An 811-nucleotide genomic window follows, 5' to 3' on the forward strand; every position below is an offset into this window, starting at 1 on the left:
GGTCACCGCGGTGCTGGCCGGCAAGCTCGGCCAGTGGCCGCTGGCCAAGGGCCTGCTCAACCTGCTCCATCCGCTCGACGCCGCCGGCGCCCAGGCCGCCCTGGCGCGCCTGGATATCGCCGACAAGCTGTTCCAGCGCTGCGACCAGCTGTCCGGCGGCCAGCTGCAACGGGTCGGCATCGCCCGCGTGCTGTACCAGGCGCCACAGCTGATCCTCGCCGACGAGCCGGTGTCGGCCATGGACCCGGTGCTGGCCGGTCACACCCTGGCGGTGCTCAACCAGGAGGCGGCCAGCCGCGGCATGACCCTGCTGGCCAGCCTGCACGCGGTGGAGCTGGCCCTGGCGCATTTCCCGCGGGTGATCGGCCTGCGCGACGGCCGCATCGTCTTCGACCTGCCGCCGGCGGCCATCGAGCCGGCGGCGCTGGAGGCGCTGTACGCCAACGAACAACTGCAGCCGCTGCCGGCCTCGCTGCCGGTGCAGCCGCTCACGGTACAGATCCCGCGATGCTGAGCCGCTCCCCGCGCGACCCGGCCGCCCTGCCGCGGCTGCTGATCACCCTGCTGGCGCTGCTGCTGTTGTGGCCGGGGCTAGGCTTGAGCGAGCTGAACTTGGGCGTGCTGTTCGACGGCGACAACGCCCGCAGCATGGGCAACTTCCTTGCCGACTTCTGGCCGCCGGCGCACGACGGCGAGTTCCTCGCCCTGCTCGGCCGCGCCACCCTGGAAACCCTGGCCATCGCCACCGCCGGCATGAGCCTGGCGCTGCTGATCGCCCTGCCCGCGGCCCTGCTGGCCAGCCGCGCGCTGT

General features: G+C 73.1%; 1 protein-coding gene and 1 pseudogene. Both read left to right on the plus strand.

The features are described from left to right. On the plus strand, positions 1-514 hold a 514-nt coding region (locus N878_RS23245), incomplete at its 5' end, for an ATP-binding cassette domain-containing protein (RefSeq protein ID WP_021445896.1). Beyond that, positions 508-811: pseudogene (locus N878_RS23250) on the plus strand (ABC transporter permease); the annotation flags it as partial. The gene N878_RS23245 and the pseudogene N878_RS23250, both read left to right, overlap by 7 nt.

The sequence above is a fragment of the Pseudomonas sp. EGD-AK9 genome (genome assembly GCF_000465935.2).
In the GTDB taxonomy this organism is placed as follows: Bacteria; Pseudomonadota; Gammaproteobacteria; order Pseudomonadales; family Pseudomonadaceae; genus Aquipseudomonas.